This window comes from Aeromonas sp. R4-3 (genome assembly GCF_040908275.1).
In the GTDB taxonomy this organism is placed as follows: Bacteria; Pseudomonadota; Gammaproteobacteria; order Enterobacterales; family Aeromonadaceae; genus Aeromonas; species Aeromonas rivipollensis.
The window spans coordinates 97,476-122,824 of sequence record NZ_JBFODK010000035.1 but is presented as its reverse complement, the minus strand read 5'-3'; the positions used below and the strand labels follow the sequence as shown (position 1 = coordinate 122,824).

Annotated in this window: 25 protein-coding genes; 18 read left to right on the top strand and 7 right to left on the bottom strand. The window is 63.4% G+C overall.

Translation table 11 applies throughout. The annotated features are described in order from the left end of the window. Positions 1 to 14 precede the first annotated feature (14 nt). Together AB5Y91_RS12405 and AB5Y91_RS12400 are read right to left on the bottom strand one after the other, a co-directional pair. Positions 15 to 509 carry a glycine zipper domain-containing protein gene (locus tag AB5Y91_RS12405; protein ID WP_111910356.1) on the bottom strand — a complete coding sequence of 165 codons (495 nt, stop codon included), beginning with the start codon at positions 507 to 509 and terminating at the stop codon, positions 15 to 17. Between the two features lie 244 nt (positions 510 to 753). Beyond that, positions 754 to 2,301 carry a diguanylate cyclase gene (locus AB5Y91_RS12400; protein WP_368169915.1) on the bottom strand — a complete coding sequence of 516 codons (1,548 nt, stop codon included), beginning with the start codon at positions 2,299 to 2,301 and terminating at the stop codon, positions 754 to 756. A gap of 281 nt (positions 2,302 to 2,582) precedes the next feature. Between AB5Y91_RS12400 and AB5Y91_RS12395 the strand changes: the two genes are divergently transcribed. Next, the gene (locus AB5Y91_RS12395; RefSeq protein WP_106887579.1) at positions 2,583 to 3,185 is read left to right on the top strand and encodes a nitroreductase family protein; all 603 of its coding nucleotides are present in this window, start codon (positions 2,583 to 2,585) and stop codon (positions 3,183 to 3,185) included. On the opposite strand, the gene AB5Y91_RS12390 is transcribed toward AB5Y91_RS12395, so the two are convergent. Next, a complete protein-coding gene (locus tag AB5Y91_RS12390; protein ID WP_368169914.1) occupies positions 3,178 to 3,897 on the bottom strand; it encodes an HAD-IA family hydrolase in 720 nt (239 codons plus the stop codon). The genes AB5Y91_RS12395 and AB5Y91_RS12390 overlap by 8 nt on opposite strands. Next, complete coding sequence (locus AB5Y91_RS12385; RefSeq protein WP_025326108.1) at positions 3,894 to 4,118, bottom strand: hypothetical protein; 225 nt, start codon at positions 4,116 to 4,118, stop codon at positions 3,894 to 3,896. The genes AB5Y91_RS12390 and AB5Y91_RS12385 overlap by 4 nt, the downstream gene beginning before the upstream one ends. Positions 4,119 to 4,231: 113 nt before the next feature. Here AB5Y91_RS12385 and AB5Y91_RS12380 point away from each other — a divergent pair, with 113 nt between their 5' ends. After that, positions 4,232 to 5,122 (top strand): LysR family transcriptional regulator, encoded by an 891-nt coding sequence (locus AB5Y91_RS12380; protein ID WP_163136340.1) that lies wholly within the window; start codon positions 4,232 to 4,234, stop codon positions 5,120 to 5,122. A 98-nt stretch (positions 5,123 to 5,220) separates the two neighbouring features. On the opposite strand, the gene AB5Y91_RS12375 is transcribed toward AB5Y91_RS12380, so the two are convergent. Together AB5Y91_RS12375 and AB5Y91_RS12370 are read right to left on the bottom strand one after the other, a co-directional pair. Continuing rightward, positions 5,221 to 5,799 carry a cysteine hydrolase family protein gene (locus tag AB5Y91_RS12375; RefSeq protein ID WP_290030054.1) on the bottom strand — a complete coding sequence of 193 codons (579 nt, stop codon included), beginning with the start codon at positions 5,797 to 5,799 and terminating at the stop codon, positions 5,221 to 5,223. A gap of 33 nt (positions 5,800 to 5,832) precedes the next feature. Further along, the gene (locus tag AB5Y91_RS12370; protein ID WP_368169913.1) at positions 5,833 to 6,996 is read right to left on the bottom strand and encodes an FAD-dependent monooxygenase; all 1,164 of its coding nucleotides are present in this window, start codon (positions 6,994 to 6,996) and stop codon (positions 5,833 to 5,835) included. A gap of 225 nt (positions 6,997 to 7,221) precedes the next feature. Here AB5Y91_RS12370 and miaB point away from each other — a divergent pair, with 225 nt between their 5' ends. The 5 genes from miaB (at position 7,222) to lnt (ending at position 12,939) form a co-directional block, all read left to right on the top strand. Further along, positions 7,222 to 8,655: a tRNA (N6-isopentenyl adenosine(37)-C2)-methylthiotransferase MiaB gene (gene miaB / locus AB5Y91_RS12365; protein WP_106887585.1), complete on the top strand. Its 1,434-nt coding sequence runs from the start codon at positions 7,222 to 7,224 to the stop codon at positions 8,653 to 8,655. A 49-nt stretch (positions 8,656 to 8,704) separates the two neighbouring features. After that, the gene (locus AB5Y91_RS12360; RefSeq protein WP_234675944.1) at positions 8,705 to 9,763 is read left to right on the top strand and encodes a PhoH family protein; all 1,059 of its coding nucleotides are present in this window, start codon (positions 8,705 to 8,707) and stop codon (positions 9,761 to 9,763) included. Next, the gene (gene ybeY / locus AB5Y91_RS12355) at positions 9,760 to 10,230 is read left to right on the top strand and encodes an rRNA maturation RNase YbeY (protein ID WP_234675943.1); all 471 of its coding nucleotides are present in this window, start codon (positions 9,760 to 9,762) and stop codon (positions 10,228 to 10,230) included. Before AB5Y91_RS12360 ends, ybeY begins: the two co-directional genes overlap by 4 nt. Before the next feature lie 99 nt (positions 10,231 to 10,329). Further along, positions 10,330 to 11,211 (top strand): CNNM family magnesium/cobalt transport protein CorC, encoded by an 882-nt coding sequence (gene corC / locus AB5Y91_RS12350; RefSeq protein ID WP_005329827.1) that lies wholly within the window; start codon positions 10,330 to 10,332, stop codon positions 11,209 to 11,211. Between the two features lie 198 nt (positions 11,212 to 11,409). Further along, positions 11,410 to 12,939, top strand: a complete 1,530-nt coding sequence (lnt, locus tag AB5Y91_RS12345; protein WP_234675942.1) for an apolipoprotein N-acyltransferase — start codon at positions 11,410 to 11,412, stop codon at positions 12,937 to 12,939. A gap of 214 nt (positions 12,940 to 13,153) precedes the next feature. On the opposite strand, the gene AB5Y91_RS12340 is transcribed toward lnt, so the two are convergent. After that, on the bottom strand, positions 13,154 to 13,636 hold the full coding sequence (locus AB5Y91_RS12340; protein WP_043129079.1) for a zinc ribbon-containing protein: 483 nt from the start codon (positions 13,634 to 13,636) through the stop codon (positions 13,154 to 13,156). A 234-nt stretch (positions 13,637 to 13,870) separates the two neighbouring features. Between AB5Y91_RS12340 and leuS the strand changes: the two genes are divergently transcribed. The 11 genes from leuS (at position 13,871) to AB5Y91_RS12285 (ending at position 25,157) form a co-directional block, all read left to right on the top strand. After that, complete coding sequence (leuS, locus tag AB5Y91_RS12335) at positions 13,871 to 16,447, top strand: leucine--tRNA ligase (RefSeq protein WP_368169912.1); 2,577 nt, start codon at positions 13,871 to 13,873, stop codon at positions 16,445 to 16,447. 120 nt (positions 16,448 to 16,567) lie between these two features. Next, positions 16,568 to 17,050, top strand: coding sequence for an LPS assembly lipoprotein LptE (gene lptE, locus AB5Y91_RS12330; RefSeq protein ID WP_041205225.1), 483 nt, complete (start codon positions 16,568 to 16,570; stop codon positions 17,048 to 17,050). Between the two features lie 135 nt (positions 17,051 to 17,185). Further along, positions 17,186 to 18,220, top strand: coding sequence for a DNA polymerase III subunit delta (gene holA, locus AB5Y91_RS12325; RefSeq protein ID WP_139744187.1), 1,035 nt, complete (start codon positions 17,186 to 17,188; stop codon positions 18,218 to 18,220). A 64-nt stretch (positions 18,221 to 18,284) separates the two neighbouring features. Next, complete coding sequence (gene nadD, locus AB5Y91_RS12320; RefSeq protein WP_368169911.1) at positions 18,285 to 18,938, top strand: nicotinate-nucleotide adenylyltransferase; 654 nt, start codon at positions 18,285 to 18,287, stop codon at positions 18,936 to 18,938. A gap of 213 nt (positions 18,939 to 19,151) precedes the next feature. Then, positions 19,152 to 19,487 (top strand): ribosome silencing factor, encoded by a 336-nt coding sequence (rsfS, locus tag AB5Y91_RS12315; protein WP_025326094.1) that lies wholly within the window; start codon positions 19,152 to 19,154, stop codon positions 19,485 to 19,487. Between the two features lie 6 nt (positions 19,488 to 19,493). After that, the gene (rlmH, locus tag AB5Y91_RS12310) at positions 19,494 to 19,961 is read left to right on the top strand and encodes a 23S rRNA (pseudouridine(1915)-N(3))-methyltransferase RlmH (RefSeq protein WP_005329815.1); all 468 of its coding nucleotides are present in this window, start codon (positions 19,494 to 19,496) and stop codon (positions 19,959 to 19,961) included. A gap of 101 nt (positions 19,962 to 20,062) precedes the next feature. Beyond that, positions 20,063 to 21,991: a penicillin-binding protein 2 gene (gene mrdA, locus AB5Y91_RS12305; RefSeq protein ID WP_106887593.1), complete on the top strand. Its 1,929-nt coding sequence runs from the start codon at positions 20,063 to 20,065 to the stop codon at positions 21,989 to 21,991. A gap of 56 nt (positions 21,992 to 22,047) precedes the next feature. Beyond that, a complete protein-coding gene (rodA, locus tag AB5Y91_RS12300) occupies positions 22,048 to 23,151 on the top strand; it encodes a rod shape-determining protein RodA (protein WP_025326091.1) in 1,104 nt (367 codons plus the stop codon). Then, positions 23,151 to 23,285 (top strand): FtsW/RodA/SpoVE family cell cycle protein, encoded by a 135-nt coding sequence (locus tag AB5Y91_RS12295; protein WP_163136354.1) that lies wholly within the window; start codon positions 23,151 to 23,153, stop codon positions 23,283 to 23,285. The genes rodA and AB5Y91_RS12295 overlap by 1 nt, the downstream gene beginning before the upstream one ends. Next, complete coding sequence (gene mltB / locus AB5Y91_RS12290) at positions 23,285 to 24,283, top strand: lytic murein transglycosylase B (protein WP_368169910.1); 999 nt, start codon at positions 23,285 to 23,287, stop codon at positions 24,281 to 24,283. The genes AB5Y91_RS12295 and mltB overlap by 1 nt, the downstream gene beginning before the upstream one ends. After that, positions 24,225 to 25,157, top strand: coding sequence for a septal ring lytic transglycosylase RlpA family protein (locus AB5Y91_RS12285; RefSeq protein WP_368169909.1), 933 nt, complete (start codon positions 24,225 to 24,227; stop codon positions 25,155 to 25,157). The genes mltB and AB5Y91_RS12285 overlap by 59 nt, the downstream gene beginning before the upstream one ends. Positions 25,158 to 25,349: the final 192 nt, after the last annotated feature.

Genomic DNA, 25,349 nt, shown 5'->3' with positions numbered 1-25,349 from the left:
TGCTCGGGATGACATCAGTCATCGTCGTGCCATCTGCGCTTCTTGTACTTCTTGTGATGCTTGTGGTGGCCATTGTGATAGCCGTTGTCACCCCGGTAGCGGTGACCTCCCCGGTAGTCGTTGTTGGACTCGTGGCTATCGCCGGTTCTGGCCCCGATGGCAGAGCCACCGGCCCCGCCGATGCCGGCGCCGATCAGGCGACCGGTATCGCCACCCACGCTCTTGCCGATGGCGGCGCCACCCAGGGCACCGACGGCGCCACCCAGGGCAGCCTCATTCTTGTTGCCCCTGTCGGCCGTGGCCGCACCGCCTGCCGCACCGCCGACTGCGGCGCCCACCAGGGCGCCGGTGTCGCCCCCCAGCTGCTTGCCTATCATGGTGCCCGCGACGCCGCCGACGCCACCACCGAGTATGGTGTTGAGGGTCTCGGACGCCTGCGCCTGACCATTGCCCAACAGCAGCGCGCCCAGCAGCGCCACTGCGCTCATGCCGTATTTGTTCATCTCCATGGGGTACTCCTGTCAAACCTGATGTCTGATTGATTATTTTTCCCTGCACTATACAAAGCGCCCCGGACTCCGCTACCGGGATTACGGCGTCTTCGCCGACAGGCTGACTGTCTCTGCTTCGCGACATGGCTCAATCACATGGGCTAACCGACTGAAAATGAATTAAAAAAAAAGGTCACATGGGAAATTATCCCCACTGTGACCCCTTTCTCGGCCATTCAGGCCCTTTTTCTCCCGATGACGGTCAGACAGATACTGTCACGACAGCCCCTTTGGAGGGAGGCGAAGTGGCTGACAGATGCCAGCAGTCCCGTCCCTGCCGCTTGCTCTGGTACAGACACTCATCCGCCCGATCGAGCAGGGCAGCGGCGTCATCCGGGTAGCGAGCCCCGCCGGCACTCAGGGTGATGCACTCCTCAAACTCGCGCCACTTCAGCGCCCGCACCCGAGCCAGCAGATGGGTCAGGCGATCCTCGACCTCTTCCTGCTCCCAGGGCAGCAGGGCAGCAAACTCATCCCCCCCGATGCGGTAGACCTGGGCCTCTCCCAGGGTTCTTGCCATTATGGTGGCCACCCGGAACAGCACCCCATCCCCTACCCCGTGCCCCCAGCTGTCATTGACGCGCTTGAAGCTATCCACATCAAACAGCACCAGCCAGTGGGGCCTCTCCTCCTGCGCCAGCCTGGCCCTGTCCTGCTCGAAGGCCCGCCGGTTCATGATGCCGGTGAGGGGATCGTGCAGCAGGGCATCCTGCCCCTGCAGCAGGCTGTTTCTCACCTGATGGATCTCCCCCAGGCTGCCGTGCACGAACCAGGTGCGCTGGCGCAGCTGGATCTCCATCAGCGCCTCATCCTGAACGAGGCCACAGAGGGATCGCTGCACCAGGGTCTGCTCCTGGCGAAAGATCCGCACCAGAAACAGCAGGCTGCACAGCCAGATGGCGAGCAGCGCCAGCGCGGGCAGCACCACCATCAGCAGGGTATCTTGCAGGTTGCCGCGAAAGTGGGCGGGGGGCAGATAGATGTTGAGATCCCAGTCGATATCCGACAGCGGCAACCTCAGGTGACAGCCTTTGCGGATCACGCTCAGCCCGGCTCCCTGGCTAGAGGCACCGGAGACCGCCGGCAGCAGTGACAGGTTGTGTCCCACCACCAGCCGCCCATCCTTGCGCTCTGTGATGTAGAGGGCGGCCTGGTCGCTGCCCATCGCCCGTTGCAGCGCCGCCTGCAGCGAGTTGAACGACATGTCGACCATCAGCAGGCCCAGCAGTTGCCCCTCGTCATCCTTGACCCGCTTGATCAGGGTCAGGACCTCTGCGTCGCTGCCGAACTCCTGGTAGGGACCAAACCAGATGAGCTCGTCGCTGTCGCTGGCCAGGGCCTGATACCAGGGGCGCCTCTGCGCCTGATAGTCGGTCGGTACCGGCCAGTCGGGGTAGCTGTCGAGACGGTCGAAGCTGGCGTTGTAGAAGTAGAGGAAGTGGGCGTCGTGCTTGAACTGGTGGGCTATGGCCCAGATCCCGTTGATGGCCGAGTCGCCCCTCGCGATGGCCTGCTTGTCCAGGGAGGCCTCCAGCACGCCGAGCTGGCGCCGATTGGCCAGCACCATCTCGTGGATCAGGGTGGCGTCTATGGAGGTGAGCATGTGGTCATAGCCGGCCAGGGTCTTGTCTATGCTGCGCAGGTAGCTGGCCGCCGCCAGCAACAGGGTGGCGATCAGCACCAGGGCACCGAGCAGGAACGACAGCGGCGTCAGTATGTAGTAGCGTTCCTTGATGATAGTTGCAGGCATGCCACCCTCTATAAAATGTCACGTAACATGCATTTTATAGTGGAAAACACCGCCGTTATATTGATTGAAGTCATTAACACCCAAGGTTAATGACAATAAAGACATCAAGGGGCCATGCCCGGTTTCGTCATCTGAATATCCATAAAAAGTAGAAACAGTCATCACCCAGCGTTGACGGTTTCTTGCACAGAAGGTGTTATAGTCCATGACTCGAGAAATCGGAGCCAGATGACCTTTGTCGGCAACGCTGGCAGCAACGATTCATCAACCAAGGAGATGTTATGAGCAGTCCGTTTATCGAACAGATCAAAGTACGTCGTACCATCTATGCCCTGGGTGACCAGGTGACCCATTCCGAGGCCCAGCTGACGGCCCTCATCAAGGATGCCATCAAGCACAGCCCCTCCTCCTTCAACTCCCAGAGCTCCCGTGCCGTCATCCTGTTTGGCGAGCAGCACCACAAGCTGTGGGACATCGTCAAAGCTGAATTGAAAAAGATTGTGCCGCCAGAGGCCTATCCCCAGAGCGAAGCCAAGGTAAACGGCAGCTTCCGCGCCGGTTTCGGGACTGTGCTGTTCTTCGAGGACACCGCCGTCATCAAGGATCTGCAGCAGAAATTCGCCCTCTATGCCGACAACTTCCCCATCTGGTCCGAACATGCCACCGGGATCGCCCAGTTTGCGGTCTGGACCACCCTGGCCCAGGAAGGCATAGGCGCCTCCTTGCAGCACTACAACCCGCTGATCGACGAAGCGGTTCGCCAGGAGTGGGACCTGCCCGCCAGCTGGCTGCTGCGTGCCCAGATGCCCTTTGGCAGCATAGAGCAACCGGCCGGTGACAAGACCTTCATGGACGACGAGGTCCGCTTCCGGGTCTTCAAATAGTCTCGGGGTCTCGCCCGCTCAAGCCCTCGCTCGCCGGGGGCTTTTTGTTGCCCGCCTCTCGGGTCGGCAGCGTCACCAGCAAGGGGCCAGTTTCCTTCGCGACCACAGTCACCTGACTCCAATCGGGGATCACCGCCACGACCGCCGGGTCGAGCCGCCTGTCGCCCCCGATCTGCACCACGGGGCAGCCGGCCTGCAGGGCGCTGAGTATCCCCGCCGGGGCATCCTCGAACACCAGGCAGTCGGCGGGGGCAAGACCCAGCTGGCGCGCGGCAAGCAGATAAGGCTCGGGATCCGGCTTGCCCCGCTCCACCTCCTCTGCCCCGATCAATAGTTTGGGCAACGGCAATCCGGCACTGGCCAGGCGGTGCCGCGCCACCCGCTGGCTCGCGGAGGTCACCAGCGCCCAGCGATCCGGCGCCAAGGCCGCCAGCAGGGTGCGGGCCCCGGCGACAGCCTCGGCCACCCCCGCATGTTGGATCTCCAGCTCGTCGAGCAGCGCCACCTCCCGAGCCAGGTCCAGCTGTGGCGCCAGCGCGCGGATCACCTCCCGCGAGCGCACCCCGTGACACATGGCCAGCACAGGCGCGGGATCCAGCCGATGACCCTGGCACCAGAGCCGCCAGACGGTCTCCACCTCGGTGGTGGAGTGCACCAGGGTGCCGTCCATGTCCAGCAGCAGGGCCTCGGCCCTCAGGGTGAGCATGGTCATGCGGTTCTCCCCGCCAGCACGTCGACGAAGGCCTGCCGCTGGGCCGACTGCTCATAGCAGGCGAGCGCCTGTTCGGTATTGCTCGCCCACACCGGCAGGGGCCCGACGGCAAATCCCTGCTGCAACAGGCTGGTCAACAGCTCACCCGTCTCCGGCGCCGCCAGTGGCTGGGCCATTACCAGGCTTCCCTTGATCAAGAACAGATAACGTTCGCTCGACATGACATGACTCCTTGTGGCTGGTCAGAGGGCCAAAGGCCCGTTTCGAGACCATTAGAACAAGGCAGTTAGATAATTTATAATCAATAAATCGCCACATTGGATAACCAAATGGAATGAAATTCGACTTAAGGCAACTGCAGGCCTTCGTCATGCTGGCCGAGACCGCCAACTACCGGGAAGCCGCCAGCCGGCTCTTCATCACGCAACCGGCGCTGACCAAGCAGATCCAGGGGCTGGAGCTGGCGCTCGGCAGCACCCTGTTCAACCGGGGTCGCCACGGCGCCGAGCTGACCGCCATCGGCACCCAGTTGCTGCCCCAGGCCCGCGCCCTGGTGGAACACGGCAAGGGATTCGAGCACCACGCCCTGGCGCTGGCGAGTGGCGCCGCCGGGCGCCTCAAGATAGGGTTCGGGCTGTCGAGCTTCGCACTGGCCCCCTCCCTGGTGGCCCGCTTCAAGCAGCAGGCCCCCGATGTGATGGTGCACCTGCAGGACATGACCTCCGCCGTCCAGCACGATCTGCTGCTGGCGGGGCGGCTGCAGATAGGCTTTATGCGAAGGCCAGAGGCGCCACAGCTGAGGGAGCACAGGTTGCTGACCGACCGGCTGGTGCTGGCCGTGCCGAGCCAGATGACGGGGCCGGATCCGGCTGCGTTCGACGTGGAGCGGGCGCTGACCACGCAGCCGCTGTTGCAGATGGTGGGCCACCGCTGCCCCGGCCTCAGCCAGCAGATCGCCCGCTTCCTCGGTGCCAACCGGCTGACCGGCATGATCCAGGAGGCGGAAGACATCCAGACCCTGGTGGCCCTGGTGGCCGCCGGCATAGGCAACGCCATACTGCCCCGCAGCGTCGGCTTCATCGCGGGCAAGGACGTGACCCTCTACCCCCTGTCCGGCCCCTGGTCCGAGTGGGAGATAAGCCTGGTGTGGAACCCCGACTTTGCGGATCCTATTCGGGATCGCTTCCTGACCCTGGTCAGGGCCATGCACCCGGAGGCTGAATAAAACGGCGGAAAACCAAAGGGATGACCACGATCTCTCGTGCTAGCAGGAAGAGTGGGAGCAGGGACACGCACCCATCTGATGTGCGCGTCCTCAAGACCTCAGCCGGGATCTGACAGCAGCTGGGCCACCTTGATCACCTCGGCGATGCGACCGAGCTGGCGCAGGGATGCATGGTGCTCATTGGCATCGGCGGCGGCGCAGGCATCTTCCAGTATGGTGATGGCGTAGTCCCGATCGTGCCCATCCCGGGCGGCGGCCTGAATGGCCCAGCCGGTGCTCACCCCGCACAGATAGAGGTGATCGATCCGATTGGCCCGCAGTGCAGGCTCCAGCGCCGTGCCGTAGAAGGGGCTGACCCTGGGCTTGGTCAGCACCAGATCCCCGGGTGCGACATCCAGCTCGGGGTGGAAGTCGGTGCCGCTATCGTCCAGGGAGAGGGCGCCGAGCTGGTGAGCCCGGCCAAACATGGGGGAGCCCTTGGGTTGCAGCAGATAGCCGCCATCGAAGCCAACCTTGATGAGCACCACCAGCCAGCCCCTGGCACGGGCATGGGCCAGCGCCTGGTTGGCATGGAGGATGGCATCCTGCTCCTGCACATGGGCCGCCGAGGCGGCGATGCGCCCGTCCGGGTGGGCGATGTCGTTGATAAAGTCGATCACCAGCAATGCCTTGTTCATGCTTCTGCCTCCTCGTCGTCAATGTCCTGCTGCCTACACCAGCCCCAGAGCGTAGCGCAGCGCCATCTCCTTGAGCGGGCCCGCCTTGTCCGCCAGGGTCAGGGCCAGATTGCGGGTCAGGCGCAGCGGCCCTATGTCGTTGCTGAACACCCCGTAGAAGAGATCCATCCCCGACTGCATCAGCAGGTTGTCGGGGCGGCGACGGCGCTCGTAGCGGCTGGCCAGGGTGATGTCGTGCCAGTCAGCCCCCGCCTTGCCGAGCAGCTCGGCCCAGCAGGCCACGTCCTTGAAGCCGAGGTTGACCCCCTGCCCCGCCAGCGGGTTGATGGTGTGGGCGGCATCGCCGAGCAGCACCACCCGGCCGGCGTGGTAGTGGTTGGCGTGGCGGCGCACCAGGGGGAAGCTCCCCTTGCCGGTCACCTGGAAACCGCCGAGCCGGGCCGGGAAATGACGGCGCACCTCGGCGGCCAGGGCCTCATTGCCCATGGCGGCCAGGGCCCGGATGCGGGCCGGGCTGTCATACCACACCAGGGAGCCGTGCCGGCCCGGCAGCGGCAGGAAGGCGCGCGGGCCGCTCGGGGTGAACTGCTGCCAGGTGATGTCTTCCTGCTCGAAGTCGGTATCTATGTTGATCAGCATGCAGTGCTGGCGGTACTCGAAGCGCGACACCCCGATCCCGGCGAGGCGGCGGGTGAGCGACTCGGCGCCATCGCAGGCCAGCACCCAGCGCGCCTGCAGCTCGGTGCCGTCATCCAGCGTCAACACCGCCTCGTCCGCGCTCTGGCGCAGACTCTTGACCGCCGCCGGGGTGTGGGTCTGGATATTGGGAAAATCTTCCATTCGCCTCAGCAGGGCGAGCTGCACCAGCCGGTTCTCTATGATGTAGCCGAGCTGGGGCAGCCCCAGATCCGCCGAGTCGAAGCGGGTGGCGAAGCCGTCCAGCTCCCAGGTCTCCAGCCGGCGGTAGGGGCACAGCCGCATTTGCTGCAGGTGCGACCAGGCGCCGGCCTTGTCCAGCAGCGCCACCGAGGCCTGGCTGATGGCGGAGACCCGCAGATCCAGCGGCTGATCCGGGGCGTAATGTTCCGGCAACCGGGTCTCGATGACCCGCACGTTGAGACCCTCTGCCGCCAGCAGGCAGGCGGTGGCGGCGCCCACCATGCCGGCGCCGACGATGGCGATATCACACTGTTCCATAACTTGATTCCTGCAAGGGGCCGCCCCGGACAAGGAGAGAGGGGCGAACCGAATGGGGCATGATAACGCAAGGAGACCGGATAAACAGTGAGTCAGGCGGGCAATTGCCGCGACGGGCCAGGCCATCTGGCGGCGGCGCGGCCCCAGACTGGTCAGCACCGGGATTGCGGAGTAAAATGGCCGGTCCTTTGACCCTGCCGATCTTAAACACAGTCAAGAGTAGCAATGAGCAAGAAACTTCATATCAAGACCTGGGGCTGCCAGATGAACGAGTACGACTCGTCCAAGATGGCCGACCTGTTGGACGCCAGCAATGGCTACACGCTGACCGAAGAGCCCGAGGAGGCAGACGTCCTGCTGCTCAATACCTGCTCCATCCGTGAAAAGGCCCAGGAGAAGGTGTTCCACCAGCTCGGTCGCTGGAAGAAGCTCAAGCTGAAAAAACCGGGACTGGTAATAGGCGTGGGTGGCTGCGTCGCCTCCCAGGAAGGGGAAGCCCTGCGCCAACGTGCGCCCTATGTGGACATCGTCTTCGGCCCCCAGACCCTGCACCGCCTGCCCGCCATGATCAAGCAGGTCCAGGAGGGGCGCGGTGCTCAGGTGGACATCGCCTTCCCCGAGATCGAGAAGTTCGACAACCTGCCGGAGCCCCGTGCCGAGGGGGTCACCGCCTTCGTCTCCATCATGGAAGGCTGCTCCAAATATTGCTCCTTCTGCGTGGTGCCCTACACCCGCGGCGAGGAGGTGAGCCGACCGCTCGACGACGTGCTCTACGAAATCGCCCAGCTCGCCCAGCAGGGGGTGCGCGAAGTGAACCTGCTCGGTCAGAACGTCAACGCCTACCGCGGCCCGACCTTCGATGGCAATGACTGCACCTTCGCCGAGCTGCTGCGCCTGGTGGCCGCCATCGACGGCATCGATCGCATTCGCTACACCACCAGCCATCCCATCGAGTTCACCGACGACATCATCGAGGTCTACAAGGACACGCCGGAAGTGGTCAGCTTCCTGCACCTGCCGGTGCAGAGCGGCTCGGATCGCATCCTGACCATGATGAAGCGCCCCCACACTGTGCTGGAGTACAAGTCCAAGATCCGCCGCCTGCGCGCCGCCCGTCCCGACATCACCATGAGTTCCGACTTCATCGTCGGCTTCCCGAACGAGACGGACGAGGATTTCGAGGCCACCATGAAGCTCATCGAGGAGATCAACTTCGACATGAGCTTCAGCTTCATCTACAGCCCGCGCCCCGGCACCCCGGCCGCCGACCTGCCGGACGACGTCGACATGGAGGTGAAGAAGGCCCGCCTCACCCGGCTGCAAAACCAGATCAATCACCAGTCCATGCTCATCGGCCGCGCCATGCTGGGCTCGGTGCAGCGCATCCTGGTGGAAGGCCCCTCCAAGATGGATCCCATGCAGCTCAGTGGCCGTACCGAGAACAACCGGGTGGTCAACTTCGAGGGCCCGCACCGCCTCATCGGCGGCTTCGCCGACGTGGAGATCACCGACGTGCGCCCCTACTCCCTGCGTGGCCGCTTCATCCGCGGCGAGGACGAGATGAATCTGCGCATCGCCACGGCGCCGAGCGAAATCCTGGCTCGCCGTCCGGACAACGTCCCCGATGATCTCGGGGTGGCGGCCTTCAGACCCCATTAATTTTCTCCCCCCTCCCGAGGGCGGGGGGAACAGCCGATACGAGGACACCTTGAGCCGACACATCTCGACCCTGAACCTGCACCTGGAACCCGCCGACAACCTGCGTCTCGCCAGCCTGTGCGGCCCCTTTGACGACAACCTCAAGCAGCTGGAGCGCCGTCTCGGCATCGAGATCAGCTACCGTGACAACCACTTTCAGCTGCTCGGCAAGCAGGCCCAGATAGATGCGGCGGCCGCCATCCTCAAGCACCTCTATGTGGAAACCCAGCCCCTCAAGGGGGGCAAGGTGACCGACATCACCCCCGAGATGGTGCACCTGACGGTGCAGGAGTCCCGGGTGTTGGAGCAGGACGATGACGAGGCGCCGAGCCAGCCCTATGGCAAGGAGGTGACGGTCAAGACCAAGCGCGGTCTCATCAAGCCCCGCAGCCCGAACCAGGCCCAGTACATCAGCAACATAGTGCGCCACGACATCAGCTTCGGCATAGGCCCGGCCGGCACCGGCAAGACCTATCTGGCGGTGGCCGCCGCCGTGGATGCCCTGGAGCGTCAGGAGATCCGCCGCATCCTGCTGACCCGCCCGGCGGTGGAAGCCGGTGAGAAGCTCGGCTTCCTGCCCGGGGATCTCTCCCAGAAGGTGGATCCCTACCTGCGCCCCCTCTACGACGCCCTGTTCGAGATGCTGGGCTTCGAGCGCGTCGAGAAGCTGATGGAGCGCAACATCATAGAGGTGGCGCCCCTCGCCTATATGCGCGGAAGAACCTTGAATGACGCCTTTATCATCCTGGATGAGGCCCAGAACACCACCACGGAGCAGATGAAGATGTTCCTGACCCGCATCGGCTTCAACTCCAAGGCGGTGGTGACCGGCGACATCACCCAGGTGGACTTGCCGCGCAGCACCAAGTCCGGTCTGCGCCACGCCCTGGAAGTGCTGCAGGGGGTCGATGGCCTGTCGTTCAACTTCTTCGAATCCAAGGACGTGGTGCGCCACCCCGTGGTGGCCCGCATAGTGCAGGCCTACGAGGCGTTCGACGCCCGGCAGGCGAGCGAGAAGAGCCCCCCCACTACCCGCAACGAGAACACCAGCAAAGAGAGTGCCCAATGAGCGTGACCCTGGATCTGCAGCTGGCCTGCGCCAGCACCGACGGCCTGCCGACCGAAGCCCAGCTGCAAGGCTGGCTCGATGGCACCATTCTGGGTTTCCAGGAGGAGGCCGAGGTGACGGTGCGCCTGGTGGACGAGGCGGAGAGCCGCGAGCTCAACCTCACCTACCGCGGCAAGGACAAGCCCACCAACGTGCTATCCTTCCCGTTCGAGGCTCCTCCCGGCATGGAACTCCCCCTGCTCGGGGATCTGGTGATCTGTCGCCAGGTGGTCGAGGCCGAGGCCCTCGAGCAGAACAAACCCCTCGAGGCCCACTGGGCTCACATGGTTGTGCACGGCAGTCTGCATCTGCTAGGTTATGACCATATCGAGGACGAGGAGGCCGAGGAGATGGAGCAGCTCGAACGCGACATCATGCAGGAGCTCGGCTTTGCGGATCCCTACCTCGACGACGACGTAGAAGAGTGACAGGCCGGTAAGGGGGTCACCGTCTTGAAACAGACAGCCGCCATCCTTATATCGGCAAGACAACATCCCGAATGTTCACACGAGTAACCAAGAGAGAAAATGACCGACGATCACCCTAGTACCGGCTCGCCGAAGAAAACCTGGCTCGACAAGCTCAGCCAACTCTTCCAGGGCGAGCCAAAAGACCGCAATGATCTGGTGGAAGTCATCGCCGATGCGGAAGAACGCGACCTCATCGATCAGGACACCAAGGACATGATCGAGGGCGTGCTCGAAATTGCCGAGCTGCGCGTGCGTGACATCATGATCCCCCGCTCCCAGATGGTGACCATAGAGAAGTCCCAGCCTGTGGACGACTTCCTGCCCGTCATCATCGAATCCGGCCACTCCCGCTTCCCGGTGATCAACGAAGACAAGGATCACGTGGAGGGCATCTTGCTCGCCAAGGATCTGCTGCCGTTCGGCTTCGGCGGCCATCACGCCAGCGAGCCGCTGCAGCTCGAGAAGATCCTGCGCCCCACAGTGATAGTGCCGGAGAGCAAGCGGGTCGATCGCCTGCTCAAGGAGTTCCGCGAAGAGCGCTACCACATGGCCATCGTGGTAGACGAGTTCGGCGGCGTCTCGGGTCTGGTGACCATAGAAGACATACTCGAACTGATTGTTGGCGAGATAGACGACGAGTTTGACGACATCGAGGATGAGCCGGAAGAGATCCGCCGCATCAGCAAACGAGTCTTCTCCGTCAGCGCGCTGACCGAGATCGAAGATTTCAACGACTTCTTCGGCACCCAGTTCAGCGATGAAGAGGTGGACACCGTGGGCGGCCTGGTGATGCATGCCTTCAGCCACCTGCCCAAGAAGGGCGAGGAGATAGAGCTGGACGGCTACCTGTTCAAGGTGATGCACGCGGACCGTCGCCGCCTGCAGCAGTTGCAGGTGAAGATCCCGGAGAATCACGCGGCGGCCCAGCCGGAGTCCTGATCCCGCGCTCCCCGCGCCGTCAATCAACGCCCCTGCTTTCAGGGGCGTTTGTCATTCTGCCGCCCCCACCCCCTCCCATTCCCCTGCTGCGCGCCCCTTCGACATCCGGCTGGCCGGGAGGCTCGCCGTTGGCGCGGTTTGCGGTTAAGATGTCGGCCATTCCACTTTTATTCAGCCCAATTCGAGCCCCGATCCCCCGTGAAATCGAAACTTCTGACAAGCCTGTTCGCCCTGGCCTCTGGCGCCATCGCCGTGCTGGCCTTCTCCCCTTTCGGCTACTGGCCTCTGGTGATCCTCTCCCTGCTCGGCCTCTATGCCCTGCTGGAGAAGGCCAACCCCAAGCAGGCGGCCTGGCGCGGCTTCGGCTATGCCATGGGGCTGTTTTTGCCCGGACAGTGGTGGATCCATGTCAGCATGACGGAGTTTGGCGGCATTCCGCTGCCGGCGGCCTTCGTGCTGCTGGCCGGCCTCTGCGCCTATCTCTCCCTCTATCCGACCCTGGCCTGCTGGGCCTTCGCCCGCTTCTTTGGCGGTCGCCACTGGAGCCGCTGGCTGCTCGCCTTCCCGGCACTCTGGCTGATGGCCGACTGGCTGCGGGGCTGGGTGATGACCGGTTATCCCTGGCTCTGGTTTGGCTACACCCAGATAGACGGCCCGCTCAAGGGCTTCGCTCCCATCCTCGGGGTGCAGGGCATCACCCTCGCCCTGCTGCTCACCACCTCCGCCCTCTGGCTCACCTGGCAGAGCCGCAAACCGGCCTGGCTTCTGCTGCCGGTCGTGCTGGTTGGCGCCGCCCAGGGGCTGATGCAGCTCAACTGGGTGACCCGGGGTGAGCCGGTCAAGGTGGCCCTGGTGCAGGGCAACATAGCCCAGTCCCTCAAATGGGATCCCGAGGCCTTGATCCCCACGGTGCGCACCTATCAGGATCTCAGTCGCGAGAACCAGGACGCCGACATCATCATCTGGCCGGAATCGGCGATCCCGGCCATAGAGAAGGAGATGGGCACCTATCTGGAGAGCCTGGACAAGGCGATGAAGGTGAACGACACCGGCCTGCTGGCGGGGATCATCCATTACGATCTGAAGCAGCAGCGCTTCTACAACACAGTGCTCGGCATGGGGGTGCAGGATCTGGACGGCAAGGAGTCCTATCACTACGAGCACAAGAACCGCTACTACAAGTACCACCTGCTGCCCATCGGCGAGTTCGTGCCCTTTGAAGATCTGCTGCGCCCCATAGCCCCCTTCTTCAACCTGCCCATGTCCTCCTTCAGCCGGGGTGACGAGGTGCAGCCGAACCTGATCGCCAAGGGGCTCAAGTTTGCCGCCGCCATCTGCTACGAGATCATCTTCCCGGACGAGGTGCGCCGCAACGTGCAGCCGGACACCGACTTCCTGCTGACGGTCTCCAACGACGCCTGGTTCGGCACCAGTATAGGCCCCTGGCAGCACATGGAAATTGCCCGGATGCGCGCCCTGGAGCTGGCTCGCCCGCTGCTGCGTGACACCAATACCGGCATCACCATAGTCACCGAGATCGACGGCAGCATCATAGGCCAGATCCCCCAGTTCGAGGCCGGGGTATTGCGTGCCGAGGTGCGTCCGGCCCACGGCTCTACTCCCTATCTGCGCTTTGGCAGCTGGCCCATGTACGCGCTGGCCGCCCTGCTGCTCGGACTGGCGCTGGTGCTGCGGCCCCGCGCCCACCCCTGGGCTCGCCAGCGTTAAGCCAGCCTGGCTCATATAAAAGAGGCGCCCCATGGGGCGCCTCTTCTCAATATAGCGATCTGACACTCTCTCCGAATCTGTTCACGAGCTGTGACGAGAGGTCGTCAGCAAGGTAAAGAGCAGCGCAGGAACCGGAGTGTATGTGAATACATGAGGATTCTGAGCAGCACATGAGCCTTGATCACGGCCTCGCAGTAAGATCGTGGGCAGGTTCTCAAGGGGAGAGCGGCTCCCGGTGATACTCGTCGGCCCCGCACTCCGGGCAGGTGCCAAGCTGCTGCGGGTGCAGCACAGTGTGGCGCCACTCGCAGTGATCGCACACCAGCACCCCCAGCCCCACCCAGTCGCCGGCCCGATAGACCCCCTTGTGTTCCAGCTCGTCCGCCAGCTCGCTCCACTCCACCTGGGCGCGGTCTGTCACGTCCGCCAGCCAGGACCACACTGTGTCTTTCAATGCCAGCATAAAGGCGGACTCGGGCACCTCGGCGCGACTCTCGTCATAGTTGCCGAGATCCCGCTTCACGTATTCTGCGATCAGCGCCAGCTCGTCCTGGGTCAGATCGCCGGCCGCCTCCAGATAGGCCTGTACCTTGGCGATCATCCGGTTGAGGCGTTCCCCCTGAAACTCTTCGGTCTCCTCCCACTGCTTCTTGAGCTGGGCGATGAAGGCTTCATACCCTTGTCGACGTTTGTCCATGGCCATTACTCCTCTGCTGAACCCTGATCGTGCCCGGCCTGAGCCGGAGACTGAGCCGTGCTGGCGGTGGTTGCCGCCCTCTGTCACCCTTGCTGCTCCGCGAAACCTCGATGCTGCCCGGGTCGGCCTGAGACTGGGCGGATGCTGGCGGTTGTTGCCGCCGCAGGATATGGGTATTCTATCGGGATTTCCCAGCTGATTTATCTATTCATTTCACAGATCCGGATGTCACCAATGCAAGAGCAATACGTTCCCCAATCCATAGAACCAGCAGTGCAAAAGCACTGGGATGCCAAGAAAACCTTCAAGGCCGTGGAGAAAGTAGACAAGGAAAAGTTCTACTGCCTCTCCATGTTCCCTTATCCGTCTGGTCGTCTACACATGGGGCACGTGCGTAACTACACCATAGGTGATGTGATCTCCCGTTATCAACGGCTCAATGGCAAGAATGTGCTGCAACCCATCGGCTGGGATGCCTTCGGTCTGCCGGCAGAAAATGCCGCCATCAAGAACGCCACTGCGCCGGCCCCCTGGACCTACGAAAACATCGAATACATGAAGAACCAGCTCAAGATGCTGGGTCTGGGTTATGACTGGGACAGAGAGCTGGCCACCTGCAAGCCGGACTACTACCGCTGGGAGCAGTGGTTCTTCACCAAGCTCTACGAGAAGGGTCTGGTCTACAAGAAGACCTCCTCCGTCAACTGGTGCCCGAACGACATGACGGTGCTGGCCAACGAGCAGGTGATCGACAACTGCTGCTGGCGCTGTGACACCCCGGTGGAGCAGAAAGAGATCCCCCAGTGGTTCATCAAGATCACCGACTATGCCGAAGAACTGTTGAACGACATCGACAATCTGGAAGGCTGGCCGGAGATGGTCAAGACCATGCAGCGCAACTGGATTGGTCGCTCCGAAGGGGTCAACATCAGCTTCAATATCGACGGTCAGGATGAGCAGCTGGAGGTCTACACCACCCGTCCTGATACCTTCATGGGCGTGACCTATGTAGGTATCGCCGCCGGTCACCCGCTGGCCGCACAGGCTGCCGCAACCAATCCTGAACTGGCCGCCTTTATCGAGGAGTGCAAGCACACCAAGGTCGCCGAGGCTGACATGGCGACCATGGAGAAGAAGGGCATGGCCACCGGCCTCTACGCCATTCACCCGCTCAATGGCCGCAAGGTACCGGTCTGGGTCGCCAACTTCGTGCTGATGAACTACGGCACCGGCGCCGTGATGGCAGTACCGGGTCACGATCAGCGTGACTTCGAATTCGCCACCAAATATGGCCTCGACATCAAGGCGGTGATCAAGCCGGCCGATGGCGAAGTGGACGTGAGCGCCGCCGCCTACACCGAGAAGGGCGTACTGTTCAACTCCGGCGAGTTTGACGGTCTCGACTTCCAGGGCGCGTTTGACGCCATCGCCAACAAGCTGGAAGCCCTCGGCCACGGCAAGCGTACCGTCAACTTCCGTCTGCGTGACTGGGGTGTCTCCCGTCAGCGTTACTGGGGTGCCCCCATCCCCATGCTGACCCTGGCTGACGGCACTGTGGTGCCGACCCCGGAAGATCAACTGCCGGTGCTGCTGCCGGAAGACGTGGTGATGGACGGCATCCAGAGCCCGATCAAGGCAGACCCCGAGTGGGCCAAGACCACCTACAACGGCCAGGAAGCCTTCCGCGAAACCGATACCTTCGACACCTTCATGGAGTCCTCCTGGTACTACGCCCGCTACTGCTCTCCGGACTACGACAAGGGCATGCTGGACCCGGCTGCTGCCAACCACTGGCTGCCGGTGGATCAGTACATCGGCGGCATAGAGCACGCCTGTATGCACCTGCTCTACGCCCGCTTCTTCCACAAGCTGCTGCGTGACGCAGGGCTGGTCAACAGCGACGAGCCGTTCAAGCGCCTGCTCTGCCAGGGCATGGTGCTGGCCGACGCCTTCTACTACAAGGACGAGAAGGGCGGCAACGTCTGGGTCAGCCCGACCGACGTCAAGGTGGAGCGTGACGACAAGGGTCGCATCACCAAGGCCGTGGATCTTGAGGGCCGCGAGGTGATCCACTCCGGCATGACCAAGATGTCCAAGTCCAAGAACAACGGCATAGACCCTCAGCTGATGGTGGAGCGTTACGGCGCCGATACCGTCCGTCTGTTCATGATGTTCGCCTCCCCGGCCGACATGACCCTGGAGTGGTCCGACTCCGGCGTAGAGGGCGCCCAGCGCTTCCTGCGTCGCCTGTGGCGCACCACCTTCGAGCACGTCTCCGGTAGCGCCGTTGCCGCGCTGGATGTGGCCGCCCTCTCCAACGAGCAGAAGGCGGTGCGCCGCGAGTTGCACAAGACCATCGTCAAGGTGAGCGACGACGTGGGTCGCCGTCAGACCTTCAACACCGCCATCGCCGCCATCATGGAGCTGATGAACAACCTGGCCAAGCTGGGCTCTGACGAGCAGGACCGCGCCCTGATGCAGGAAGCGCTGGAAGCCGTCGTCGTCATGCTCTACCCCATCACCCCGCACATCGGCTTCGAGCTGTGGAAGATGCTGGGCAAGGAAGGGGACATAGACGTCGCGGTCTGGCCGGTGGCGGATGAAGCCGCCATGGTCGAGACCGAGAAGCTGGTGGTGGTACAGATCAACGGCAAGATGCGCGGCAAGCTGACAGTGCCGGCCGAGATAAGCCAGGCCGACGTCGAGAAGCTGGCCATGGCCGATGCCTCGGTGCAGAAGTTCACCGAAGGCCTGACAGTGCGCAAGGTCGTCTATGTACCGGGCAAGCTGCTCAACATAGTCGCAAACTGAGATTGACCCGCACTCCCGCCCTCCTTCCCCTGTCGGGGGAGGAGGGCGGCAGGGTCTGAATCTATATGTGACGGCGGGCAAGCGCCCGCCGTTCTTCACTTGATGCAAAGAGGAATTCACATGGGCATGTCCCTCACTCGCTGGATTGCCATCATGCTGACGGGCCTGCTGCTGCAGGCCTGCGGTTTTCAGATGCGGGGAACCGCCATCCCCCCCGAGCTGATGACCATGAAGGTGGTCGGTGACAACAAGAGCGACTTCTATCGGCTGGTCACCACCCGCCTCAAGGCCTCGGGGGTGACCCTGGCGGACAAGGAGGGCATTCCGGTGCTGACCCTGTCCGGGGTACGCAGCAGCAGCCAGGTTGCCTCCGTCGACTCCATCGGCCAGGACCGCGAGTACCTGCTGGGTTACAGCACCCAGTTCACCGTATCCATGCCGGGCAAACCGACCCAGGTCTTCCCCATCACCTTCAACCGCAGCTTCCTGAACAAGCCGGATGCGGCGCTGGCCTCCTCCCGCGAGCAGGAGCAGCTTGGCAAGGAGATGCAGGAGCAGGCTGCCAATCTGGTGATCCGCCAGCTGAGCCAGGTCAAGTTCTGATGCGGGTATCCTGATGAGAATCTACCCCGAGCAGGTCGCCGACCTGGTGATCCATCAACCTGAGCCAGGTCAAGTTCTGATGCGAGTCTGCCCAAAGCAGTCTGCGGAACACCAACTCAACCAGGGCAAGTGCTGATGCGGATCTATCCCGAGCAGTTTGCGGACCATCTCAAGGCAGGGCTCAAGCCCTGCTATCTCGTTTTTGGTGACGAGCCGCTGCTCAAGCTCGAGGCCATAGACGCCGTGCGTCAGGTGGCCCGCAAACAGGGGTTTGATGAGCGCCACAGCTTCGTGGTGGAAGCCGGGCTGGACTGGAATCAGGTCTATGACGCCTGTCAGGCCATGAGTCTCTTCTCGGCCCGCCAGATCATCGAGCTGGAGCTGCCCGCCAAGGTCGACAAGGACTTGGCCGCCCGCATCACCGAGATCGGCAAGCAGCTGCATCCCGACCTGCTGCTGGTGCTCTCGGGGGGGCGTCTCAATCAGACCCAGATGAAGGCAGCCTGGTTCGACAAGCTGAGCCAGAGCGGCACCTATGTGCCGGTCAATCACCCCGAACCCCGCTTCTTCCCGCGCTGGATGAGTGCGAGGTTTCAACGCTTTGGCCTCAAGGCGCTGCCGGATGCGGTCAACTTCATGTGTCACGCCTTCGAGGGCAACCTGCTGGCCGCGAGCCAGGAGATAGAGAAGCTGACCCTGCTCGGCCCGCCCCAGCCCATCAGCGTCGCCTATCTGCAAGAGACCATCATACGCCACGCCCACTTCACTCCCTTCCAGCTCGTCGATACCCTGCTGGAGGGCAAGGTGAACCGGGCCCAGCGCATACTGCTGGCGCTGCGGGCCGAGGGTACCGAGCCCGGCATGCTGGCCTGGACCCTGTGCCGGGAGCTGGAGCAGCTCACCGAGCTGGCCCTGGCCGCCCGCGCCGGTCAGCCTCTGGTGGAACACTTCAGCCGGTTGCGCATCTGGCAGAGCCGCCAGCAGCTCATTCAGCAAGCCCTGACCCGGCTGCCCGTTGGCAAGATACAGCAGCTGTGGCAACTGATGGCCCGGCTGGATGACGCCCAGCGCAGGTTCGACACCGAGCAGGCCTGGCTGATGCTGCAGACCATAGCCCTGGGCTTTCGCGATGGCACGCCGCTGCCCCTGCTGGAGGCGGATCCATGCTGAGCGCCCCCATCGAACGCCAGGCCGGCCCCTTGGCCCCCGTCCATGATCTGACAGGGGGAGCCTCATGCTGAAGGCCCCTATCGGCATCCTGGGCGGCACCTTCGACCCCATCCACATAGGTCATCTGAGGCCCGCCATCGAGGCCCGCGACGCCCTGGGCCTGGCCGAGGTGCGCCTGCTCCCGAACCATATCCCGCCCCATCGCGCCAATCCCTTCTGCTCCAGCGAGCAGCGGCTCGCCATGGTCGCGCTGGCGGCGGCGGAGAACCCGGGCTTCGTGGTGGATGAGCGGGAGCTGCAACGGGACAAACCCTCCTGGACCATAGACACCCTCATCGAGCTCAAGCAGGAGCTGCCGGATACCCCTGTCTGTTTCCTCATGGGCATGGACTCCCTGCTCGGCCTGCCGAGCTGGCATCGCTGGCAGGAGCTGCTCGAACATGCCCACCTGGTGGTGAGCAAGCGCCCGGGCTGGCAACCGGATTACCCGAGCGAGGTGGCCAGCCTGCTGGCCCGCCACCAGACCCGGGATGTGCAGGATCTTCATCGACACCGTCAGGGCCATGTCTGGATCGCCGACAACCTGCCCATAGAGCTGTCGGCCACCCGGCTGAGGGCCCTGCTGGCGGCGGGGCAGGATCCCAGATACCTGCTGCCGGCCCCGGTCGCCGACTACATCCGGCGGCACCGGCTCTATCAACCATCGCCAAGCCGGTGAGCGGCGCCAAGCGGGTTTGTCAGCCGACACCCTGAGGCGCACCCGGCACGAGCTTGACTATTGTCCCGCCCGGTTGCGCACTATAGTGATCAACAGGGGCCTGCCTTGCCCATGGGTGGCGGCCCCGGATCCATTCCCCTTTGCCAGACTGGGAAACGGGAGTGACCATGATATAATCCGCCGCCCTCTGGCGCCGGAAGATAGGAGAAGACATTGCAAGGCCAAGAACTGCTCGCCTTTATCGTCGACAAGATCGATGACATGAAAGGCCGCGACATCATCACCCTGGATGTACGCGGCAAATCCAGCATCACGGACACCATGATCATCTGCTCCGGCAACTCCAATCGCCACGTCAGCGCCATTGCCCACAACCTGGCCAGTGAGGCCCGCCATGCGGGGCTCGACCTGCTCAGCGTGGAAGGTCAGCTCACAGGTGAATGGGTGCTGGTGGACATGGGTTCCGTCATCGTCCACGTGATGCAGGATGAGTACCGCGACTTCTACCAACTGGAGAAACTCTGGGGTGGCACCCAGGTGCAAGCGTAACGAACGATGAAGATCCAGTTGATTGCGGTGGGCACCAAGATGCCTGCCTGGGTAGAGCATGGCTTCGAAGAGTACCGTCGCCGTTTCCCGAAAGACATGCCGTTCGAACTCGTCGAGATAGGCGCGGGCAAACGGGGCAAGAATGCCGACATTCCCCGCATCCTGCAAAAGGAGGGGGAAGCCATGCTGGCCGCCGCCGGCCGCTCGCGCATCGTCACCCTGGACATTCCCGGCAAGCCCTGGACCACGGAGCAACTCGCCGTGTCGCTGGAGGCCTGGAAGCTCGATGGCCGGGATGTGGCGCTGCTGGTAGGCGGGCCTGAAGGCTTGTCCCCCGAGTGCAAGGCCGCCGCCGAACAGAGCTGGTCCCTGTCACCCCTGACCCTGCCCCATCCATTGGTGCGGGTGCTGGTGGCCGAGAGCCTCTACCGCGCCTGGAGCATTACCACCAATCATCCGTATCACAGGGAATGAGCCATGACCCCTTGGAACATCACTCCCTCATACACCCAGTACCACAGGGAATAGTCCATGTGGTACCCGCCCTTGCTCCCCGTCAGCCATAAGGTAACGGCATGCTGAAGAATCGCATCGAAATGCGCGATCACAGTGCCGAGGGACGTCTGTTCTTCCGGCGCACCCTGGTAGCCTACATCGGCATGGTCGTCCTCATGCTGGTGCTGCTGGGTAATCTCTACTATCTGCAGGTAGAGTCTTACGAAACCTATCAGACCCGTTCCAACGACAACCGGATCCGGGTCGTGCCGGTGGCACCGCCACGGGGCCTCATCTATGACGCCAACGGCGTGCTGCTGGCGGAGAACCGCCCCGTCTACAGCCTGGAGATAGTGCCGGAAGAGACCGAGGATCTGGAGAAGACCGCCGATGAGCTGATCACCCTGCTGGCCCTGCCGGAAGGGACCAAGGAGCGGTTCCTGGCCGAGGTGAAACGCCAGCGCCGCTTCAAGCCGGTGCCCCTGTTCGAGAAGCTGACCGAGTACCAGGTCGCCCTCTTCTCGGTCAACCAGCACAACTACCCGGGCGCCAGCATAGAGGCCTATCTCAAGCGCTACTATCCCTTTGGTGACACCCTGACCCATGCGCTGGGCTATGTGGCCAAGATCAACACCCGTGATGTGGAGCGCCTCGACAAGGAGGACAAGCTCGCCAACTATGCCGCCACCAAGGACATCGGCAAGCAGGGGGTGGAGAAGTTCTACGAGGATCAGCTGCACGGCGTGGCGGGCTACCAGGAGGTCGAGGTCAACAACCGCGGCCGGGTGGTGCGCACCCTCAAGTTCCAGCCGCCGGAGCCGGGCAAGGACATCTACCTCAACATCGACATCCGCCTGCAGTTGAAGGCGCAGGAGCTGCTGGCCGGCCGCCGGGGTGCCATCGTCATGATGGATCCCAATACCGGCGCCATCCTGGCCATGGAGTCGAGCCCGAGCTACGACCCCAACCTGTTCGTGACCGGCATCTCCAACACCAACTACTCGGCGCTGCTCAACGATCCGGCGCGCCCGCTGGTGAACCGCACCACCCAGGGCATCTATGCCCCCGCCTCCACCGTCAAGCCCATGATGGCGGTGATGGGGCTGAACGAGGGGGCCATCACCCCCAACTATCGCTACTTCGGCGGTCCCAGCTTCTCCATCCCGGGCACCACCAAGAAGTTTCGTGACTGGCGCCGCTGGGGCCATGGCTGGCTCGACGTCTATCGCGCCATCGAGGTGTCAGCGGACACCTACTTCTACGATCTCGCCTACCGGGTCGGCATCGACAAGATCCACGCCTACATGACCAAGTTCGGCTTCGGTCAGTACAGTGGCGTCGACCTCTATGAAGAGACCAAGGGGGTCATGCCGTCCCGCGACTGGAAGATGGCGCGCTGGCGTCAGCCCTGGTATCAGGGGGACACCATCTCCATCGGCATAGGCCAGGGCTACTGGAGCTCCACCCCGATCCAGCTGGCCAAGGCGATCAGCATACTGACCCAGAACGGTCACGACGTGACGCCGCACCTGCTCAAGAGCACCGCCTCGGTGGATGGCGTGGTCAACGCCCCCATCAACCCGAACGTGGCCATCGCCGCCAAGAGCGACACCTACTGGCAGGTGGCCAAGGACGGCATGTGGCGCGTCATCAACGGCCATGAGGGGACGGGACGCCGCGCCTTTGCGGGCACCCCCTACAAGGCGGCGGGCAAGTCAGGTACCGCCCAGGTGGTGGGCCTCAAGGAGAACCAGGTCTACAACGCGGCCACCACCAAGGTGGAGCACCGCGACAATGCCCTCTTCGTCGCCTTCGCCCCGTTCGAGGCCCCCAAGGCAGTGGTGGCCCTGGTGCTGGAAAACGCCGGTGGCGGCAGTGCCATGGGGGCGCCGGTCGCCCGCCACATGCTGGATGCCTACCTGCTGCCGCCAGAGCCCCAGCTGCCGCCGGCGCCCGACAAGCCGTCCACCCCTGGCCCGGATCAGCGCGAGGCTGTGCCCAATGAATAACGCCGCACTCTTGCCTCCCCTCCCGAGGCCATCCATGCAGAACGAGGTCTTCTCTCATGAGTAACTCCGCCCGTCAGCAGAGTATCTGGTACAAGCTGCACATCGACCTGCCGCTGCTGCTCGGCCTGCTGGCGCTGATGACCCTCTCCATGGTGGTGCTCTACTCCGCCTCGGGCCAGGACTTTGACTCCATAGTGCGCCAGCTGGTGCGTGGCGGCCTCGCCTTCGGCCTGATGATAGGCCTGGCCCAGCTGCCCCCCTCCCTCTATGCACGCTGGTCCGTGCCCCTGTTCACCCTGGTGGTGCTGCTGCTCATCGCGGTGGACGTGTTCGGCCATATCGGCAAGGGGGCCCAGCGCTGGCTGGACCTCGGCTTTATGAAGTTCCAGCCCTCGGAGGTGATGAAGCTCTCCATGCCCATCATGGTGGCCGCCTGGCTCAGCCGGCACTCCCTGCCTCCCAAGTTCAGCCATGTGCTGATCGCCCTGGTGATGGTGCTCTTGCCCACCCTGCTGATCGCCGCCCAGCCCGATCTCGGCACCTCCATCCTGGTGGCGGCCTCCGGCTTCTTCGTCATCTTCCTGGCGGGGATCAGCTGGTGGCTGATCGGACTGGCGGTCTTGCTGATCTGCGCCTTTATGCCGGTGCTCTGGTTCTTCCTGATGCACGACTACCAGCGCCAGCGGGTGCTGATGCTGCTCGACCCTGAGAAGGACCCCCTCGGGCGCGGCTACCACATCATCCAGTCCAAGATAGCCATCGGCTCCGGCGGCGTGTTCGGCAAGGGCTGGCTGCAGGGCACCCAGTCCCAGCTGGAGTTTTTGCCGGAGCGCCACACCGACTTCATCTTCGCGGTGTTCAGCGAGGAGTTCGGCCTGGTGGGGGTGGCCCTGCTGCTGGTCATCTATCTCTACATCATCAGCCGCTGCCTGTTTATCTCCATGCAGGCCCAGAACAGCTTCGAACGCCTGCTCGGCGGCGCCCTGACCCTCACCTTCTTCGTCTATGTGTTCGTCAACATGGGCATGGTGAGCGGCATACTGCCTGTGGTGGGGGTGCCCCTGCCCCTGGTGAGCTATGGCGGCACCTCCATGGTGACCCTGATGGCAGGCTTTGGCATCCTGATGTCCATTCAGACCCATAGAAGGCTACTGGCCTGATGAGATGGATATATTCTGCCTGTCGTGGAGGCCCCCTGCCGCAGGTGAGCTATGGCGGCACCTCCATGGTGACCCTGATGGCAGGCTTCGGCATCCTGATGTCCATCCAGACCCATAGAAGATTGCTCGCCTGATGAGATGGGGGTTCGGGATGCTGGCTGCCTGGTCGCTGACGGCGGTTGCGGCCCCGGAGCCACCCCAACTGGCGCAACTCGCCCTGCAGCACTCGGTGCCGCTGGCCGAGTTGCAGGCCGCCGCCGCCCAGGCGCGACTGCGTCAGGAGGTGCTCGACGCCATCAGCCGCCCCTGGGAGGCCAAGCCCTGGCATAGCTACCGACCGCTGTTCGTCACCCCGGAGCGGATCCGGGACGGGGTCGGCTTCTGGCAACGCCACGCCGCCACCCTGGCCAGAGCCGAGCAGCACTACCGGGTGCCCGCCGCCCTCATCGTCGCCATCATCGGTATCGAGACCTTCTATGGCCGCCAGATGGGTCGCCATCCGGTGCTCGACAGCCTCTATACCCTGGGGTTCCACTACCCCGCCCGTGAGGAGTTCTTCGCCAAGGAGTTCGCCCAGCTGGTGCTGCTTGCCCGGGAGGAGAAGTGGCCACTCACCTCTCTCAAGGGCTCCTATGCCGGCGCCATGGGCATGGGCCAGTTCATGCCCTCCAGCTATCGCCACTACGCCGTCGATTTTGACGGGGATGGCAAGCGGGATCTGTTTGCCAACCCGGCGGACGCCATCGGCAGCGTGGCCAACTACTTTGCCGAGCACCGCTGGCGCTGGGGGGAGTCTGTGGTGGAACCCGCCTTGATCGGATTGGCGCCAGTAGGTACCCTGCTGGGGCCCGAGCCCGAGCTCAAGCAACGCTGGGCCGAACTGGCCGCCGCCGGGATTGAACTCGCCACCCCGCTGGCACCGGACACGCCGGTGAAACTGCTGGCATTGGAGCAGGCCGATGGACCGGAATACTGGGTCGCGCGCCACAATTTTTATGTGATCACCCGCTACAACCGCAGCCCTCTCTATGCGATGGCGGTGCATCAACTCAGTCAAGCAATCCAGGACGCTTATGCATTACAGCCACAAACTTCTCCCCCTCACGCTGACCTTGTTGCTGGCCGCCTGTAGCAGCCAACCTGAGCAGGCTCCCCCGCCGCCGGTCCCGGTGCAGCCGGAAAAACCCCAGGTGATCGAGATACCGCAAGCCACAGGCGCCATCCCGCGCCCCGAGCCCATGAGCGAGAGCGGCAACCGGGACTACTGGATCGGCAAACAGAAGTACGAGGTGTGGCGCGACATCAAGCACTACAGCGAGGAGGGCACCGCCAGCTGGCTGTCCCAGGATCTCGATGGCAACAAGACAGCCAACGGCGACGTGCAGGACAGCACCCTGTTCAGCGCCGCCCACCGCAATCTGCCGCTGCCGAGCTATGTGCGGGTCACCAACCTGGACAACGGGCTTGAGACCATAGTGCGGATCAACGATCGCGGCCCCTTCGGCAGCGAGCGCCTGATCGATCTCTCCCATGCCGCGGCCAAACAGCTGGAGATGGTCGATGGGGGCGAGGCCAGGGTGCGGCTTGAGCTCATCAGCGATCAGCCGGATCAGATGGTCGAGATGGTGCCCATGATGCCGATGGCGCCCATGCAGCCGCCTGCCCAGGAGGCCGCCTTCCTGGGTGAGGCCCAGCCTGCGGCGGCTGCCACCGTCACCCCGGCCAAGGCCGCTCCCACGGCGGCTGCCACGGCGACCAGCACCCTCTCCACCCCCAAGGCCGCCAGCGGCCAGGGCAAGATGATCCAGGTGCTGGCCAGCGGCTCCCAACCCAGGGCCGAGGCCATGGGCAAGGTGATGACCCAGCGCTACGGCGTGCCCTACCAGGTGGTGGCCCACGACGCCATCTTCCGGGTGCTGCTGGGACCGGTCGCCGCCGATCAACAGGCAAGCCTGCTGGAACAGATCCGGCAGGGGGGGCTGGAGCAGGCCTTCATCGTTCCCTGATGGCAGGGCTCACAGAGTGAATCGTCACTCTCCCCCGGCGTCACGTCGTTTCCCGGCGTAACGCCGACAACCGATGGATAAAAAACCAGACCAGATGGCATGCCGGACTATGACCGCCCGGCACATCTGGTATAGTGGAGCCCGCTTTTTTTCAACTTGGGTAATCCCCATCCAGGCACCAGGAATTTCAAG